This is a genomic window from Leptothermofonsia sp. ETS-13, assembly GCF_049200465.1.
Lineage (GTDB): Bacteria > Cyanobacteriota > Cyanobacteriia > Leptolyngbyales > Leptolyngbyaceae > Leptothermofonsia.
The window spans coordinates 3,429,896-3,446,417 of record NZ_CP120836.1 but is presented as its reverse complement, the minus strand read 5'-3'; the positions used below and the strand labels follow the sequence as shown (position 1 = coordinate 3,446,417).

Sequence of the window (16,522 nt, the reverse complement as noted above, 5' to 3'; positions counted from 1 at the left end):
AGACTGTATGTTTCTTTGGCTTTTTCGTGGCAGAACAACTTCCCGACAATCCTGAATTTGAACCTCTCAGTCGCACTCAAGTCCTGATTGCGATGGGAGTAACGGCGATTGTGTTGCTCCTTATCGCCAGGCTCTGGATGCAGTTTGGTGCGGTTTCTCTGCTATCTTTCCACTGGTCTGGGCTGGCAGTGCTCCAGGGATTAGGTTTGGGAATTGCCATTACGGCTGCCAGTTCCCTGGTCTATTACACCTGGTCGGCTTACCGCCAAAGTGCCGACTATTATTTGGAACTGGTGTTGAAGCCCCTGGTCTGGCCTGATTTAATCTGGTTAGGACTACTGCCAGGTTTGAGCGAAGAACTGCTGTTTCGCGGTGTGATGCTGCCTGCCTTTGGGTTGGATAATGAAGGACTGGTGCTGTCCAGCCTGTGCTTTGGGGTGCTGCATCTTAGCAGCCTAAGACAGTGGCCCTATGTTGTTTGGGCCACTGTGATTGGTGGGGCACTGGGGGCAGGCGCGATCGCAACCGGCAATTTGCTCGTGCCCATCGTAGCTCACATTTCCACCAACTTGATTTCAAGTAGTCTCTGGAAATGGGGCGAACGTAATCGCAGTAAAGGATAGTAGGGAGCGAAAGGAAGGGGTTGGGGGTAGATGCTGGTCGCCTTAGTGGTAATAGTAGTAAGCATAACTCGGAACAACGTAGCTGTAGCCTGAAACATAGCTATAGCCATAGCCATAGCTGTCGTAATTGGTGCCGTAGTAGTAGGGGTTGTAGCAAGAGGTGTGGCAAGAGGTGTAGCAAGGTCTGTAGTGGTAGCGTCTACCACCATTAATCTGAGCCGATTCTTCAGCAGTTATTTCAGTAAACAGATTGTCTTTTTCGTGAGTTTGCATAGGTGTCTCCTTCATTCAGTTGTTCAACGGTAAAAATGGCTCTCCTGGAAATTTGTTTGAGTTGAAGGAGTAACGTAAGCTACTCTTTCAGCAGCAGGTCGGTAGAACCATAGGAATTTATAGCCATAGCCACCAGGCTTAGGACGGGGTGCAGGAGCTCCACCCCTGGCTGGGTGTGCAGCCCCAACCCCCCTTAAAACCAATGTCCTCAGCAACCTGGGGACAGCTATAGAAGGTTGTGCTTAAAAATGGTGTTTGCGTCTCTAAGGACTTTCCATGAAACGTCCTGCAAGCCGCCAACCGCAGGTTTAACCCACAACAGATGTAGAAGTCTCCAAATGATGGCGCTGGCTGCCTCTAAAATCTGATTCAATCTCCCACAAAGATGATTATTGTCCGGACGAATTAATTCAGGTTTAGGATTCTTTATGCAAGCAAACCCGATTCAGTGGGGTAAGGGGTGATGGAGTAATAGGGGGAGGGTGTGGATGAGTGATGGAGTGATGAGCTCTGTTGCATTATTACAATTTGCGGATTTTGGTGTGGAGTCCTTGAAGAGATATAGAAATTCTCTAAATTCGAAATTCTCTAAATTCGATTGATGCTATCTAGGGGCACAAGCCCTGCGCCTGTACATTTGTTTGTTCAGCCATAGCCACCAGGCTTAGGATGGGGTGCACGGGTAAAACCGCTGGCTGGGGCAGCCCCCATACTCCCTTAAGACCAATGTCTTCAGCAACCTCGGGACAGCTATGATCCGATTTTTGAGAACTGGTATTAGTTGATATCTGGTTCACCTACGATGTCTAATCCTCTTACGAGAATGTTTGGTTCATCTGCTACGCCGAGTACTCTTGGAACGCCGGGTCCTTCTGGGGCATCAGCCCCCCTTGCCCTACCTGATGCACCGGATTCCGATATCCCCCCGCTTCAGAGCGAAGAATTTCTCCCACCTGTGAGCCGTTGGACAACGCTGGGGGGATATTTGATGGCGGGCACGTTGTGCGGCGCGATCGCCCTGGCATCTGTAGTGAGGTACAACGTGAAGGTGCAGGCCTCTGCCAGTGTGCGCCCGGTTGGAGAATTGAATGTTGTACAGTCGGCGATTGATGGAACGGTGAGTGCTGTGAAGGTACAGCCTAATCAGGTAGTACGGGAAGGGGATGTGATCGTTGAGATTGCAGTCGATCGCAATCGGCTAAGGGTTCTGCAAGCGAAAAAGAACACGCTGGAAGGATACATTCGCCAGTATCAGGACAAATTGGCAAACGTTAATAACCAGCTTCGCTCGGTAGAGCGAGAAATTTTAGCCAAAGCGAAGGTCACTCCCGTTCCTTCCAATAACCAATCCCAGACTGGAGACCAGTCAAAAACCCTGGTTGCAGGGGCACTGGAGACTTTAGGTAAATCAGGGGCAACATTGTCAAATCGGCGCGATCGCCTGTTGCAACAGCGCCTTGCTCTGGAAAATCAAATCCAATACGATGGCGAATCTTTACGAGCAGTTACCGCCGAAATTAATAAGCAAATTGTTAAAGCACCGACCGATGGCAAACTCCTGAAACTGGATGTTAACTACCCGGGACAGCCATTGCGGATGGGCGACCCCATCGCTCGAATTGTGCCGCAAAATGCTCCCCTGGTTGTAAAAGGGCAGGTGGAAACGCAAGACATCAGTAAAGTTGCTATTGGACAGCCGGTGCAGATGCGGGTTACAGCCTACCCCTATCCTGACTATGGCGTATTGCCAGGAAAAGTGCAGGCGATCGCCCCCGATGTTACAACCGTTCGGGATGGAAGTGGCAGTGGAATGTCCTATTACGAAGTCACCATTCAACCAGACCAACCCTACCTGACTAAAAATAGCCGCCAGTATCCCCTGCAGGCGGGAATGGAAGTGCGGGCGGATATTATTTCTCGGCAGGAAACCTTACTCCAGTTCCTTCTCCGCAAAGCTCGATTGTGGACAGATTTGTGAGCATTTTTTTCATCAGTCCTGTATAACAGTAGGGTCAAACGAAAAGCCTTCGTTTTCCTAGGGATGAGCTGTTATGAACATCCGCTTTTTGAAGATTCTGACTGGAGTGACTGGTTTTGCGATCGCTCCCCTGATTCTGGTATCTAAACCCGTTGATGCCCAACCCAACAATCAACCCTACGGAATGAGCGGCAGCTACCTGGGTGTCACCGTAGACCCCAGTAATGCCTTTGGACTGAGCCAGGACTACCTGCAACAGACGGGTTCTCCAGCCAAATGGTTTATTGATCAGGCCCTGCAAGGATCTCAATCCACACCCGATGCGACCGATACTTCCCAGGCTGGGGCTTCCAGCAGCAGAGGCTTCCAGGGGCGGATCGATCTGAATCATGTGCCTTTTTCAATTCGAGGTAAGGTAACGCTTAACGAAGACGCCAATGTGGTGCAACCTATTATTTCCTACGACCTGGCGATCGCCCGTAATGCCAATATTTACGCAGGTGCAGGCTATTCGTTTGTGAACTCAAAAAATAAAACCCAGGCCCCTGAGGACCAAAATGCATTTTTTGTAACCGCCGGAGCAGAAGCCGCCATTAGCGACAAAGTAGTCGTCTATGGTGACGCTCAATACCCCCTCGACCAGGGAAACTTCAACATCACTGCTCCAGTCAAGGTGCAAGTAGGCATTGGTTTTCGTTTTTAACGCCTTTTTCCTGCCTATAAAGCAATCAACTTTTCGTGGGGTATCCGGAGATGGGCCAAGGTTGGCGAAAGAGTTAATACAGCAAAACTCTATCAATCTTTAAGCTTTATACCGAAAGAAAGACCCATGACAAACTTGCTATCGCAGGATGGGATACCCTGCCTGGAACTGGAAGCACTGTTAGATGGGCGGTACCGAGTTATTCAGGTGCTGAATACTGAGGTATGGGGACAAACTTATTTAGCGCAGGACACTCGCCGCCCCAGTCAGCCTCAGTGCATCATTCAGCATATTAAACCAATTCATGTCGAACCCGAATATCAGGATGCAATTAGACACCTATTCGTCCGGGAAGCAGCCATTCTAGAAAAGCTAGCAGACCACGATCAGATTCCCCAGTTGTTAGCTTGCTTTGAAGACGAAGAAGGATTCTATCTGGTACAGGAATTTGTGCACGGATACCCCCTGAGTCTGGAAATTCAGCCAGAGCACCCCTGGATTGCAAGCGAAGTGGTGCAGCTATTGCTGGACAGTCTGGAGCCGCTTGCCTTTGCCCATAACCAGGGTATCCGCCATGGCAATCTGACTCCTGAGCATCTGGTTCGACGAGCGCACAATGGCAAAATCGTGCTGGTCAGTTTTGATAGCGTCAGGCAGCTTTATCTGTCTTTGCTTTCGCTCCACGGCCAATCAATTCTGACCACTAATGGGAATGAACAGAGCTATCAACCTCCAGAGCAACTGCAAGGAATGCCCTGTCTGGCCAGTGATGTTTATGCGATTGGAATGATCGCTATTCAAGCATTGACAGGTACCCATCCTGGCTCATTTTTGGCAACCTCAAACACTGAGAAAAACCACTGGTCAGCCCTGATTTCAGCCACTGAGTTTCCTGCCCACGAAGAATTGGTTGCAATTTTGACTCGAATGGTACACCCGGATTGCAACCAGCGCTATGCCTCAGCGGTAGAGGCGTTGGAAGCAGTTCATCAACTCATTCGCGCCATTCCAGTTCAACCTGTGAGCGAAATGGCTCTTCCGATCGCAGGAAGGCCTGGTACAATTCTCTACCCCACTGCCCAGGCAGAGCTCGCCCCAGACCATTCCCCAACCAAAAGGCTCTCTCCAGCTGAACGGCACGGGATGACTTTGATGGTGGGCCTGGGGATTGGTACAGTCGTAACCGCGACGACGGTTGGCTATGCCTTTCTGGTAAATCCCCCAGACCAGTTGGATCGCGGCCCGCAAATTCTGGAGCAGGCTAGAAATCAATACCAGGATGGTAAGTTACCGCAGGCGATTAGTCTGGCGGAGTCGATTCCCATCACCAGTCAGGCTTATGCCTCAGCACGAGATACGGTGAATGCCTGGAAACAAGACTGGAAGGAAGCAACTTCGATCTACCAGAAAATGGTGGATGCCCTCAAACAAAACCGATGGCAGGAGGTTTTGCAGGAAGCCAAAGCCTTACCCCAAAATGCTTACTGGAAAGAGCGCACAGCTGATCTTGTTACCCAGGCAAATCGACTGGCTGAGGATAAGGCGACCCAGTTAATGGTGAAAGCTTACAGTGCCGCGATCGCCAAAGACTTCACAGATGCCCTTAAAATCCTGAAGCAAGTCCCAGAAGACTCGACGCTGTACTCCATAGCACAGGAGAAAATCGGCGAATACACTCAGAAGCGAGAAGTACAGGCAATCGCACTGCTCCAAAAAAGTTATAACCGCGCTGCTGTGCGTGACTTTGAAGGAGCAATCGCTTACCTCAAACAAATCCATCCAGAAACCTCGATTTTCAATAAAGCAGAGAAAAAAATTCAGGAGTACAACAGAAAACAAGAAATTCGCCTCAAGGCACTGTTAGAGGCGGCAGATAGACAGGCCAGTGAAAGCAACTATCTGGCAGCCATCACTTCTCTGGAAAAAATTCCTGCCGATATAACCCTGGCTCCTGAAGTTCAGGAAAAAACCACCGAATATATCGACAAGTTCTACGTTTGGGCCGATTCCCTAGTAGAAAAGGCCAACCAGGAGGCAACCGAGCAAGATTATTCAAGCGCCCTCGCACTACTGAAAAAAGTTCCATTGGGCACGCCTTCCTATGGCGAAGCCCGAGAAAAAATTCAGGAGTATGCTCGTCTGCAACGTCAGCAAGAAGACGGAACTCCGCAAACCGTAGAGCCAATTGCCCTCACGTCTGAAGCAGAATCGGTGGGTACCGCATTCGATACAACCGGTTATCCTTTCAGCACTGTAACCACTCCCGTTTCTCGCCTTCAGGACCTCAACCCCGGCAATTACCTGCGGGAAATCAGCCCAAATTAACACTCCTAAAACGGAAGTTTTACGCACTGACCATGGTTTTATCCGGAGATTTTCCAAAACTCTAGATAAATAGAACGTAACCTGGCCAGCACCATTCACTCTGTGATGAAGCGGCTCCCTACCCCCTCGCCCCTCCACTTGTTTCTAATGGATTCACCCATCGGGGCGATTTATCTGATTCGTTGATCTTGAGGGCATGCCACCAAAAGCCCATCTATTCCCCCATCTAACCGCTGATGAACTCAAGCGACTCTATCGACAGGCTCAGGATACCACTGAGGCTCGTCGATGGCACCTCCTCTATCTGGTTGCCCAGCAATGGACGATTAAACAGGCAGCCCATGTGGTGGGTTTGAATTACGACTACGCTAAAGAAATTGTGCGGCGCTATAACCGGGAAGGCCCCACGGCAATTAAAAACCGCAGTCAAAAGCGGCAACCCTCTCCGCGATCGCTCCTCACCCCAGAACAGCAACAAGAACTGCGAAAAGCGCTGAAAAGCCCTCCACCAGAAGGGGGCAACTGGTCCGGCCCCAAAGTTGCCCGCTGGATCGCTGAAAGAATTGGCAGGCAAGTCTATCCCCAAAGAGGTTGGGACTACTTGAAGCGCCTGCGGGATGAGAATGGGATAAAAATTAAAGACTCTTACGGTTTGTCGGTGAAAGAGTAATACTCATTCCTGGGATTGTTGATTGTAAAGAGAGCGTGAAGAGAGGCGGATCTTTGTCCCGTTTCTCCTTTTTTTTTCTTCGCTACCGAGATTAATGAAGCGAGGGTTACTGATGAGGATGCTGTGCGACTTCTTTATGGGACAGCCTCCATTTAGTCATTTAGTAGCGCTCAGATCCCATTCAATGCGAGACAACGATCCTATGAAACTCCAACCATGCTTGAAACTGGGCTTGAAACTGGGGGCTTTGGGGGCGTTTGCTTTTGGCGCGATCGCCCCTATCCATCAATCCGCTGCGGCCAGCCCAGCAAACGCTTCAACTCCGACCTGTCCCCACTCTAACGACCGCCTAACCACTGTTGTTCCACCCCATCCGGTTTCCACCACTCCGGTTAGCTACCCACCCATACCGATGGAATGTATGGAGGAAGAGAAGGGTTTGCCAGCCAGCGGCGATCCCTCCTCCTCCAGTCATTTCCGATAGCTTCTTTTACCAGCCAGATCATCGGGGCAGGCCAACCACCTTTATTGCCACCCCCACTGGGATTTATCCCCTGATCAATTGGGTTTCCCACTACTTTTCTCGCTCTAGTTTCGACCCAGAAGTCCGCTGTCAAGAGGTTTCTAATCGGTTTGACCGCTACTACCGGGAAGGGAGGCTAAACTACATCACCACTGGCATCATTAATCGGCAACCAGTAGTCTGTGTAGCAACCGAAATTGGGGGCCCCTGCACGGGGCTTCTATTTACGTTGAAACCCAACGAAAACGCCAGTCAGGTCATCCAGCAACTTTTCAACGTGCGGGCAAGCATTCCTGGCTCTCTATACGTCAGCGAATCTCGACAGTACCTGGATGTCAGGCATTATATCCAGGCTGCTAAAACACCCCAATTGTAGGATATTGGTTCTCTCTGAACCTGGCTTCTGACTTTAACGAATCCCGATGTCCTTGAAAGACATTGGGGTTTTAAGTCCTGACCACGATCACTACTGCTATACAACTCATGTTCCCAGGTGATCGCATTTCTGCTCAAATTTGGAGACTGGCTTCAATCCTACAGAAGCCAGCCTCGCTTGTGATCAAGCCGACTGCCCCCATTGTGAAGTCAGTAATGCTTCAAAGTAAAATATAGCTGGCTGCGCACTCAGTGAGGCAAACTGCGTTGCAGCTAGCCGTGGCTTCATTTAGAAGGACGTTAACTCAGTTTGAAATGCAGCCAGCCTGGTTAAAAATGCAGCCAGCTTCCTAAACTGAAAAGCCAGCTTCATCCACACCTCAGTAGGGTAGGCCAATGCCCACTTTACAGCCCCCAGAAAGGCCTCAATATTCCAGCACGTGCTCGTTAAAGATGGATGTTGAAATGCGGAAAAGCTCCTTTCTTTACTGATAGACAAAATTTGTTCCAATCCTTCAAACCCTTATTCTTTCGTTGCTAGCGCCTGGAATTTGGTAGTACAAACGATTACCTTGACAGGGCTGAGCTTCGCTCTCACACTTCCTTAAACCCAGTGTCCTAAGCAACCTGGCGACAGCCATAAAGCATTCATCGCCAGCCTATTGAGATTGTGAACTGCCAGTAAACCTTGTTACTATAGTACAAAAGTACGATTTATATGAAATAAGGGTTGCTGCAGAAGTAAGCTGCGCTAAATCTAGTGCTTAAATTTTGAGATTTAACCGAAAACTCTAGATATAGTGTAGGATTGTACGGCTTAACCTTCTCAAGGGTTGAGTAGAAACCTCAGGTTTGGCAGTTGCCAGAAGAATTAGGATCATGGTTCAGGAACTAAATTTTCAGGCATACAGCGATCGCCTCCCTCCCCAAAATATTGATGCAGAGGAGGCGATTTTGGGTGGTATCTTGCTAGACCCGGAAGCCATTAACCGGGTTGCTGACCTGCTGCGGCCAGAGGCGTTTTATTTAAGTGCCCATCAGGAGATTTATCGAGCCGCCCTGGTTTTACAGAGTCAGGGAAATCCCACCGACCTGATGAGTATTACTTCCTGGCTGCGCGATCGGGGAATGCTGGAAAAGGTTGGTGGGCAAAGTAAACTGGTACAACTGGTTGACCGGACTGTGAGTGCGGTCAACATTGATCAATACGCGGCGCTGGTGATGGACAAGTACATGCGCCGCAGGCTTATTCGGGCGGGTAACGAAATTGCTTATCTGGGGCATGATTCTTCCACCGATTTAGAACATGTTCTGGATGAGGCGGAGCAGAAGATTTTTGGTATTACTCAAGAGCGCCCTCAGCAGGGGTTGATGGCAACTGCGGATATTTTGACTCATACATTTACCGATATTGAGAGCCGTTCACTGGGGATAGTGCTGCCGGGTTTATCCTGTGGTTTCTACGACCTGGATGCCATGACTCAGGGGTTTCAACGCTCAGACCTGATTATTGTGGCAGGTCGTCCATCTATGGGTAAGACGAGTTTCGTCCTCAACATTGCCCGCAATATCGCCGCCTTTCATAAACTGCCCGTTGCTGTGTTTAGCCTGGAAATGTCAAAGGAACAGTTGGTGCAGCGACTGCTGGCCAGTGAAGTCAGGATTGAGAGCGGGCGGCTGCGGGCAGGGCGGATCAGTCAGAATGAGTGGGAGCCTCTTGGCCATGCTATCAGTACCCTTTCCCAGCTACCAATTTTTATCGATGACACGCCCAATATCAGCATTACTGAGATGCGCTCAAAAGCACGGCGGCTTCAGGCTGAACAGGGAGGTGTTTTGGGTCTGGTTGTGCTGGACTACTTACAACTAATGGAAGGGGGGGGAGACAACCGGGTACAGGAGTTGTCGAAGGTGACACGGGCGCTTAAGAGTCTAGCACGGGAATTGAGTGTTCCGGTAATGGCCCTATCGCAGTTGAGCCGTAGTGTGGAGTCACGCACCAATAAACGCCCAATGATGAGTGATTTGAGAGAATCGGGCGCGATCGAGCAGGACGCAGACCTGATCATGATGCTTTATCGGGATGAATACTACAATCCTGACACCCCCGATCGCGGCATTTCAGAAGTGATCATCTCCAAACATCGCAATGGGCCCACCGGAACTGTCAAGCTGCTATTTGAGTCCCAATTTACCCAGTTCCGCAACCTGGCAACCCCAAATCGGAATTATTAGCCAACCCCTAATAACTCAACATCAAAGATCAGGGTTGAGTTGGGGGGGATGGGGCCAATCCCACGCGCACCATATCCCAGATCGGGAGGGATGATTAGCTGACGCCGTCCACCAACTTTCATGGTGCCAACTCCTTCATCCCAGCCTTTGATCACCTGGCCTATGCCAATTTTGAATTGGAATGGCTGGCCGCGATCGCGGGAGCTATCAAACTTCTTTCCATTTTCTAATGTGCCTGTGTAATGCACTTCAACCATTTGCCCTGATTTAGGAGAAGCCCCCGTTCCTTCCACTAAATCCACATACTTTAGACCCGAAGGGGTTGTAATCACTGGTTTATCTCCCGCTTGAGCTTGAACTGAAGTTGTCGCCTCGGCAACAGGTGTTGGCGTACTAACGTTAGCCCCTGAGCTGTCCGTAATGGTTGCGATCGCTTGAGGTTCGGTTTTAGATAGTTCGCCAGCAATGGCTTGCCCCCGATTCCCACCAATTTGAGACACCACCAGCAGCAGGAAACAGACAACCATTACCCCCAGACTGATCAAAATTTCCTTCACAACAACCCTCCATTTCCAATGGGAAAAGCAGCGAATCGATAATTTTAGGTAGCCGTGGCTGACCAGTGTTATTGTACCGGAATCTCTCAGGGGAACGAGGGAACATTGATAGTTGTGCACAAAGCCCTTTTCTGAATTCTGGCTCCTGGGATTTAGATGTGTTGCGACGAGTGAGAACCGCTATATTTACTCAAAAGGGGCCTGCAATTCATAGAACTAAGCTGCAAGTCGCCTGGTAATCGCAGCCTCCCTTTAGGGAGGAAATATACTCACAGCGCAACAAAAATTCTTGAGAGCCCGTCTGTTACCCTGTCTAACTGGTTATTGAACTGCAATGCGCCTGCTGACTGGCAAATTACTCGCCCGCCGCTACCGAATCATTCGCACTCTGGCCAGGGGTGGGTTCGGGCAAACTTACATTGCCGAAGATACCCAGCGCCCAGGTAACCCTAAATGTCTCGTCAAGCAATTGAGATCGGAGCGCAGCGATTCAGGTTCTCTAGGAGAGGTGAAACGGTTGTTTCAAACCGAAGCCGAAGTGTTGGAAGCCCTTGGACGGCATGATCAAATTCCCCAATTGCTGGCATTTTTTGATGAGAACCGGGAGTTCTTTCTGATCCAGGAACTGATTGAAGGAACTCCTTTGTCTGCCGAACTGAAACTCCGGAAACCCTGGTCCGAAGCTGAGGTATGCCGGTTGCTTTACGAGGTTTTGATGATTTTGGTATTTATTCATGGCTATCGCGATCGCGGCCATGAAGGCATCATCCATCGCGATATTAAACCCGATAACATCATTCGCCGCAACCGCGATCGCAAACCCGTTCTGGTTGACTTTGGCTCAGTCAAGCAAATCCGGGCGCAATCGGCTCAAGAGCAGAGCGGCATGACTATCAACATTGGTACCCCTGGCTACATGCCTGCTGAACAGGCCAGGGGGTCTCCTCGCCTCAACAGTGACATTTATGCTTTAGGCATTATCGGCATTCAGGCAAGTACAGGGCTGGTTCCCAACCAGCTTCAGGAAGATCGGGAAACGGGAGAGTTGGTCTGGCGATCGCACGCTGCGATAAGCAATGAACTCGCAGCCATTCTGACCCAGATGACCCGTTACTCCTTCAGAGACCGTTATCAATCGGCGCAGGAGGTAATTCGCGACCTTGAACCCCTGTTGCAAAAGTATGGAATTCCCGTTTCACCGATTGAGTCTCTCTCGACTACGGCATCGATTGTAGAGGAGACCTCAGCTAAATCCGAAATTCCTCCGGAGACAATTCCTCCCCCTCAACCAACCCTCGCCTCTCCATCCCCTTCTGCTATTATAGCCAGACCCGCAACGGCCAAGTCTGAGCAACAAGAGGAGAGTCAGTCAACTCTGATTGCGCCTCTCATGCCGGGGCGATCGCAACCTTCGATTCCATCAGAACCTTCTCCTTCCCCATTTCCATTGAGCAACAGACGGGTTTGGTGGGGAGGGGCGATCGGAGCGGTTACCCTGCTTGCCGTTTTGACAATTTCGGCTCTGCAACGCCAGCCTTCTCCTCCTCCAACTCCCAGCCCTGACCCACTTAGTCAAGACCAGGAAATCTTTAATCAAGCCGTTCAAATGGCTAAAAAAGGTGGTGCCAGTCTAGAAACGGCAATTCAAACAGCCCGTACCATCCCCCCAGATTCCCCCCTTTACAGCCAGGCACAGAAGCAAATCTTTGACTGGCAAGCCATTGTTTTACAAAAATTTTTACAGACCGAAGTACCCAAGCAATCTCAGGAACTGGCAGACGTCATCGCTACCATTAAGCCTAAAGTTGAGAGAATCGATGCCCAGCAAATTGCGATCAGCTATGACGGTTCAAGCAACGTCAGGCTAGTAAGCGAAGAAGGGCTAAGAATATTGACCGCCGCGGTAATGCAGCGATTGAGAGGCAATCAAAACGAGAAGATTCTTCCTAAATACAAAAACTTCCATCAACTGATTGTGTTCCCTCAAAACGAGAAGCGGCAGGCGATTTTGGCTGCCAGTGACTGGGACAGCTTTGTCAGCAGTGGAGCAAAGGAAAGATTTAAGATCTATCAGAAAGTTCAAATCAAAGGAAGATAACAGAAAGTTCAAATCAAAGAAAGATAAGTAGGTAGTCATAATTAATTTGTATTTGTCAAGGGAGGAGTGGGGGCTGCGCCTCCAGGCAGGGGATTTCACCCCCTCCACTCCCGAAATTATCCTTCATTTAATTGCGCCTGGTACAGCACGGCGGGAATACGGATACCATTCTGGCTCCCTCCGACTCCCCACTCCCCAACTCAATGGTTACTGGACTTATGCCATTGTTCACTAGCTACTTAGATACGGCAGGTGACAGGAACACTGTGGCACTCACAACGTCCAGAAATCTGGTTTTCGCTTTCAAGCAACTTGCAGTATCTCTCCACGAACTATGGCTGGCACCCCTAGAAAAGATGGTCACATCCTCATCCATCGTCTGCTGGCTTGTCTAACCAGTACAGGTCTGATCCTGGTTCAGGCTCTCCCGATCGCCGCATCCAGCATTGATCAGGATGCGGCCAGTTTGATTAAGAAAGAGCAACCAGCTGAACCAGCCTCTCCGCCGCCACCCCGGCAGCAAGATCCCCCACCCACGCCGCCACCTCCACCCGCGGCTTCAGGGGCCAGTGATGGAAGTGCTATCCCTGCATCAACTCAACCATCTACTCCATCTACTCCTGCTACTTCAGCCGAACTGGGTGGTGGTTCCAGTTCATCCCAACCACCGTCATCCGCGGCTCCGACATCACGCCCAGCCTCTCGGAAAGCAACCGTTAAACGCCTCAATTTTGTTGATGTGGAGTTTGGGGTTCTGGCCAAGGGAGACCCGGTAGCGAGCGATCGCTACTACCACACCTATTATTTTGAGGGTAAGAAAGACCAAGCCATTGCCATTCGACTGGTGGGTAGCCGAGATCCTCGCCTGAATCTGAACCCTGCCATGTTTCTTTATGGACCTGATGGGCAGGAACCGATCGCCCGTCGATTTGGAGGAGAAAGCACTGAAAAGAGTGCCTTTCTTCAGATCCGCCTGCCCGAAGACGGAACCTATTCCATTGTGGTAACCAGCCGGGAACCCCGAAAAGAAGGACGCTATAGTCTGGCCCTGCGGGATGACCGAATCTCCTATCTCTTAGACAAAACTGGCGACCTGACAGATGAAAGTCCGAAGCTAAAACAGGATGGAAGCTCCTTTCAGTCCTACGAATTTCAGGGCAAGCGGGGACAGTATGTAAACATTCGGGCGGATAGTCTGCGGGCTGAATTTTCACCCTCGGTTTATTTGCTCAACTCGAAGCGGGAGATCATTGCCACCAGCAGCGACATGAATTACATTTACTCAGCATTGATTGAACGAACTCAACTCCCAGAGGATGACACTTACTACATTGTGGTCAATTCGATGAATCCTACTGGACGGGGGCGATTTCGGGTGAGTGTGTATTGAACTGAGGGGTGGAAGAAATTTTAAGTGCAAGGCGAAGGGCGAAAGGGTGAGGTGGCTATAGAGGTCGTAAGCCTTTCATCCCCTTAAATCCAGTGTCCTAAGCAACCTGGCGACAGCTATATCCATGATCCTGAGCTAATGAACCAGGCGCTCTAAGTAGCGTTCAATCAGCAAGATAGCGACAATGTCGTCGATTGGACGGGGAATGCGACGTAGTGCCTTGGGGATCAGACGGTAAATGCCTTTTGGGGGATACATTTTCCAGTAGCGATCGCGCGCTTCCAGGCTGCTATGGCGCTCATCCACTAACACAACGCGCAGCGGGTCTTCAAGCTCAGTCGTTAGCCGCTGCTTCCAATCCTTGGCGGTGGTTTGGTCACCCATAACGACTATCGAGATTGGAAACTGCTGTCGTAGAGTTTGGATGGTAGCGATCGCCGACTCTGTAACCACAACCTCGTGATAACGTAATGTGCGGTCAACTCCCATAACCGCTAGACCGCACTTGCGGCGACCAGGGTCGAATCCCAGAATAACAGGCTGATCAGACGTTGGGTGAGAACTAGGGTACATGGGACCAAAATGTATCAAACAGGTTCACGACTCTTAATTAACGGTACCTGTATCTGGATGATTTGTTCTAAACAAGACCTTGCCATCCTGCGTTGCCAATAAATCAATTTTGAGGGGGCCAGAAACGTTAGTGACCTCCGCTGCAACAGCTTTCAAATCCACCATCTGGTTATATTGCTTCAGTTGGCTGATAAAGATAATCACATCCTGAATTCGACCAATTTCAACAGAATCGGTCAAAATTCCTAGGCTGCGAGCCCGAAAATTAGCGGCGGCAATTAGCAAATTAATGCGCTGTTGAATCTGCTCATCCGTCATCCGGGAGGGATCGATGGTAGTGGCGGCCACCACATCGCCTGCCAGAAAGATAGACCGATTGGGCACTGCGTCTGCAAAAACTTGGATGGGGGTTTCGCCCACCAGGTAGTTGGCAGCCGAAAAGATTCTGACTACATAGTCTTTTCCGTCGTCAATCCGACTGATCAACTGTTCCACCTCTGGTCTGGTAATTTGGATGATCTGTCCGCTGGTGCCGGGCCGTGTCAATCGGATCGCCGTCCGATTGGCTTCGGTTAAGAGCTGATCAACGGCCTGTTTCGCTGTTGAAGTTGATGGAATCCGCACAACCGCGGAAGCCAGAATCTGGCCGCGCTGAATTGCCACATTGCCCTGGCGTAGACCCTGACGCTCTAGTTCTAATTCTTGAATTTCTCTGGCCAGGAAGGCTTGCTGGGCTTCCAGTTTCTTGACTTGAGCTTCCTTGTCCCTGATTTCTGCGTCTCTTTGGGCAATAAGCCGATTCTTTTCTACTTGCAGCTGGCGAATCTCAGCCCGCAGTTGGTTCTGAATCCGATTTAATTCTGCTTCAGCGCGAACGGTTTCCGCCCGGGCTCGGGTACGTTCTGCGATCGCCCCCCTGAGCGCCCGGTCTGCTTCAGTAAGTTGTTGCTGTGCTCCCGTGAGCTGTTCTCTGCTGCCCGCCAGTTGCTTCTGCGCCAATACCCGATCAGCCCGCGCTTTTGCTAGTTCCTCCTCAGCCTGGTTTTTCTGAATCTGCGTTTGGTATAGATCCCGCCGAGTTCGCCTGATGGTTTCCTGCAGCGAGTCAATTTCAAACAACCATTTGCGCAGGTACTCACTGGTGGCAAACAAAACCCCCAGAGTGGAAGCCGAGATCACAGTGCCGGTAAGAATGGTGACGAGCGTCGCAGTTTTACGGGGACGGAGATTAAACAGGCTGAGGCGAGCTTTGCCAACGCGGGTTCCCAGGCGATCGCCCACCGTGGCAATGACCCCCCCCAGCACCAGCACTGCCAGAATCAAAATATATCCGGTGGACATTCACACTCCAAAGCGCCCTGCACTCCCGGCCACGCCTGCACAAGCACACCAAAGCAAACGCAATCACAGCGAACTCAACTACAGCCTACCTCAATGTTTCTACCAGTGGGTGTTGCTGATCAGGTAAATTGTTGGCTCAAAGTGACCGGATTGTGGACGGTAATCTTTTTCTTGTGAATGGAAATCATCTTATCCTGGCGCAGATCCCCCAAAAGACGGGTTACCGTGACACGAGTAGAGCCAATTGCCTCTGCGATCGCCTGATGGGACAACTTCAGGTCAATGGTGATGCCATCATTGCTGGGCACACCAAAATCACGACAGAGAATCAGCAAAAAACTCACCAATCGGGAACCCATATCCCGGTGTGCCAGAGTTTCAATCATCATCTCAGTCTGCAAAATCCGGGATGATAAGCCTCGCAGCAGTACCATCGACAGGTCCGGGTTATCCTTTAACGCCTTTTCCACCTGTTCAATGGGAACCGAAAGCAACTCAACTGGTGTAAAGGCTACTGCGTGATAGAAGCGATCGGACTTGTGCCCAGTGATTAAGGAAAGAACCCCAAACACGCTATTCTCCCGTAGCAGCGCAACGGTAATTTCTTCCCCAGCCTCATAGACCCTGGACAGCTTGACTGCTCCTTTAAGAAGAAAGTAGACACGTTCTGCCGGGTCACCCGGAAAGAAGATTGTTTTGCCCCGCTCAAAGGTTTCAACAATGGGTGGAAATGCTCCACCCCCCATCTGACGGAACACAGATGCGAGTGGTTTATCTTGCGTTACTACCATATCCCCTACCTGGTGCCCAAAGAATTGCCCAGCTAACTAACAGGTGAAATCCCTAAGTTAAGTGAAC

The 16,522-nt window shown here is 50.4% G+C and carries 16 protein-coding genes; 11 read left to right on the top strand and 5 right to left on the bottom strand.

The window, feature by feature from the left end; genetic code table 11:
- Positions 1–26 precede the first annotated feature (26 nt).
- Entirely contained in the window at positions 27–623 is a 597-nt protein-coding gene (locus tag P4D80_RS15600; RefSeq protein WP_421654927.1) for a CPBP family intramembrane glutamic endopeptidase, read from the top strand.
- A gap of 42 nt (positions 624–665) precedes the next feature.
- Here the strand turns inward: P4D80_RS15600 and P4D80_RS15595 are convergent, their stop codons facing one another.
- Positions 666–896, bottom strand: coding sequence for a hypothetical protein (locus P4D80_RS15595; RefSeq protein WP_421654926.1), 231 nt, complete (start codon positions 894–896; stop codon positions 666–668).
- A gap of 823 nt (positions 897–1,719) precedes the next feature.
- Here P4D80_RS15595 and P4D80_RS15590 point away from each other — a divergent pair.
- The 7 genes from P4D80_RS15590 to dnaB all read left to right on the top strand — a co-directional run bounded on the left by P4D80_RS15590 (position 1,720) and on the right by dnaB (position 9,705).
- Complete coding sequence (locus tag P4D80_RS15590) at positions 1,720–2,874, top strand: HlyD family secretion protein (RefSeq protein WP_421654925.1); 1,155 nt, start codon at positions 1,720–1,722, stop codon at positions 2,872–2,874.
- Between the two features lie 73 nt (positions 2,875–2,947).
- Positions 2,948–3,577, top strand: coding sequence for a hypothetical protein (locus P4D80_RS15585; RefSeq protein ID WP_421654924.1), 630 nt, complete (start codon positions 2,948–2,950; stop codon positions 3,575–3,577).
- A gap of 126 nt (positions 3,578–3,703) precedes the next feature.
- Positions 3,704–5,902 (top strand): protein kinase domain-containing protein, encoded by a 2,199-nt coding sequence (locus tag P4D80_RS15580; RefSeq protein ID WP_421654923.1) that lies wholly within the window; start codon positions 3,704–3,706, stop codon positions 5,900–5,902.
- A 196-nt stretch (positions 5,903–6,098) separates the two neighbouring features.
- A complete protein-coding gene (locus P4D80_RS15575) occupies positions 6,099–6,572 on the top strand; it encodes a helix-turn-helix domain-containing protein (protein ID WP_421654922.1) in 474 nt (157 codons plus the stop codon).
- A 216-nt stretch (positions 6,573–6,788) separates the two neighbouring features.
- Entirely contained in the window at positions 6,789–6,914 is a 126-nt protein-coding gene (locus tag P4D80_RS15570) for a hypothetical protein (RefSeq protein WP_421654921.1), read from the top strand.
- Positions 6,915–6,931: 17 nt separating this feature from the next.
- Positions 6,932–7,471, top strand: a complete 540-nt coding sequence (locus P4D80_RS15565; RefSeq protein ID WP_421654920.1) for a COP23 domain-containing protein — start codon at positions 6,932–6,934, stop codon at positions 7,469–7,471.
- 878 nt (positions 7,472–8,349) lie between these two features.
- Complete coding sequence (dnaB, locus tag P4D80_RS15560; protein WP_421654919.1) at positions 8,350–9,705, top strand: replicative DNA helicase; 1,356 nt, start codon at positions 8,350–8,352, stop codon at positions 9,703–9,705.
- On the opposite strand, the gene P4D80_RS15555 is transcribed toward dnaB, so the two are convergent.
- On the bottom strand, positions 9,702–10,262 hold the full coding sequence (locus P4D80_RS15555) for an FKBP-type peptidyl-prolyl cis-trans isomerase (RefSeq protein ID WP_421654918.1): 561 nt from the start codon (positions 10,260–10,262) through the stop codon (positions 9,702–9,704). The genes dnaB and P4D80_RS15555 overlap by 4 nt on opposite strands.
- A 334-nt stretch (positions 10,263–10,596) precedes the next feature.
- Here P4D80_RS15555 and P4D80_RS15550 point away from each other — a divergent pair, with 334 nt between their 5' ends.
- The 3 genes from P4D80_RS15550 to P4D80_RS15540 all read left to right on the top strand — a co-directional run bounded on the left by P4D80_RS15550 (position 10,597) and on the right by P4D80_RS15540 (position 13,750).
- Positions 10,597–12,360: a protein kinase domain-containing protein gene (locus tag P4D80_RS15550; RefSeq protein ID WP_421654916.1), complete on the top strand. Its 1,764-nt coding sequence runs from the start codon at positions 10,597–10,599 to the stop codon at positions 12,358–12,360.
- A gap of 46 nt (positions 12,361–12,406) precedes the next feature.
- Positions 12,407–12,595 (top strand): hypothetical protein, encoded by a 189-nt coding sequence (locus P4D80_RS15545; RefSeq protein WP_421654915.1) that lies wholly within the window; start codon positions 12,407–12,409, stop codon positions 12,593–12,595.
- Between the two features lie 99 nt (positions 12,596–12,694).
- Positions 12,695–13,750, top strand: coding sequence for a PPC domain-containing protein (locus P4D80_RS15540; RefSeq protein ID WP_421654914.1), 1,056 nt, complete (start codon positions 12,695–12,697; stop codon positions 13,748–13,750).
- Between the two features lie 135 nt (positions 13,751–13,885).
- Here the strand turns inward: P4D80_RS15540 and P4D80_RS15535 are convergent, their stop codons facing one another.
- The 3 genes from P4D80_RS15535 to ntcA form a co-directional block, all read right to left on the bottom strand.
- Positions 13,886–14,323 carry a pre-16S rRNA-processing nuclease YqgF gene (locus P4D80_RS15535; protein ID WP_421654913.1) on the bottom strand — a complete coding sequence of 146 codons (438 nt, stop codon included), beginning with the start codon at positions 14,321–14,323 and terminating at the stop codon, positions 13,886–13,888.
- Positions 14,324–14,356: 33 nt separating this feature from the next.
- Positions 14,357–15,664, bottom strand: a complete 1,308-nt coding sequence (locus P4D80_RS15530) for a DUF3084 domain-containing protein (RefSeq protein ID WP_421654912.1) — start codon at positions 15,662–15,664, stop codon at positions 14,357–14,359.
- Positions 15,665–15,783: 119 nt separating this feature from the next.
- On the bottom strand, positions 15,784–16,455 hold the full coding sequence (gene ntcA / locus P4D80_RS15525; RefSeq protein ID WP_421654911.1) for a global nitrogen regulator NtcA: 672 nt from the start codon (positions 16,453–16,455) through the stop codon (positions 15,784–15,786).
- Positions 16,456–16,522 lie beyond the last annotated feature (67 nt).